At 38.5% G+C, this 1,215-nt stretch carries 1 protein-coding gene; it reads left to right on the top strand.

Annotated features, from left to right (window positions below; genetic code table 11):
- Window positions 1–76: 76 nt before the first annotated feature.
- Window positions 77–1,197, top strand: a protein-coding gene (locus QNI08_RS22375) for an IS3 family transposase (RefSeq protein ID WP_285769550.1) whose coding sequence is annotated in 2 segments (ribosomal slippage) — window positions 77–326 and window positions 326–1,197 — 1,122 coding nt in all. Because the reading frame shifts where the segments join, the coding sequence is not laid out codon by codon here.
- Window positions 1,198–1,215 lie beyond the last annotated feature (18 nt).

Genomic DNA, 1,215 nt, shown 5'->3' with positions numbered 1-1,215 from the left:
TGGATAGGCTACACTTAGTTGGACAGAATTTTTAAGGTCAAGTAGACTACAGATAATATATTCGAGGAGAATCTACATGACCAAAAGAGAACGCAGAACATTTACGGAAGATTTCAAACAACAGATGGTACAGCTGTACCAAAACGGGAAACCAAGAAAAGAGATTATTCGTGAGTATGACCTTACGCCTTCGTCTTTGGATAAGTGGGTGAGTCAAAGTCAAAACTCTGGTTCCTTTAAGGAAAAAGAGAATCTAACAGATGAACAAAAGGAACTGATCGAACTCCGAAAACGAAATAAACAACTTGAAATGGAAAATGACATTTTAAAGCAAGCTGCGCTGATACTAGGACGAAAGTAAATGTGATTCAGAATAATCAACATAAATACTCGATATCAGCAATGTGCAAAGTCCTTCAACTACCGAGAAGTACCTATTATTATGAAGCGAAGGAAAGAGAAAAAGAGGATGACATTACATCCGATGTGATCGACATATTTCAGGCAAGCCGTCAAAATTACGGGACACGTAAAATCAAAGTAGAATTAAAAAAGCGCGGACTCATCGCCTCGCGGCGAAGAATTGGACGTATTATGCAAGAGCAGGGTCTTGTCTCTACTTACACCGTAGCTCAATTTAAGCCACATATGAAATCATGTAATGAATCAAAACAGAAAAATGAATTAAACCGTGCGTTCGACCAGGAGGAAGAAATGACGGTGATTGTAAGCGATTTGACGTACGTAAGAGTCAATCAAAAATGGCATTACGTATGTGTATTTGTCGATCTCTTTAATCGAGAAATCGTAGGCTTCAGTACAGGCCCAAACAAAGATGCCTTCCTCGTTTATCGTGCATTTGCCTCCATCAAGGTCGACCTTCGTAAAATACAGTTGTTCCATACGGATCGTGGAAATGAGTTTAAGAATAAACTGATTGACGATGCATTAGAGGCTTTTCATATTCAGCGGTCTTTAAGCACGAAGGGCTGCCCCTATGATAATGCAGTAGCTGAAGCGACGTTCAAAATCATCAAAACAGAGTTTGTTAAATGTCAACATTTTGATAGCTTAGAAGAATTAACAAGGGAATTACATGACTATGTCCACTGGTTTAATCATATACGAATTCATGGGACACTTGGTTATGTAAGTCCGATTGATTACAAACTTGAACACCTTAAAAAAGTTGTCTAGTTTAGTGTTGACAGTCCA

Origin of the sequence: Peribacillus folii (assembly GCF_030271255.1) — a bacterium.
Lineage (GTDB): Bacteria > Bacillota > Bacilli > Bacillales > DSM-1321 > Peribacillus.
This window is presented reverse-complemented; position numbering and strand designations above follow the sequence as displayed.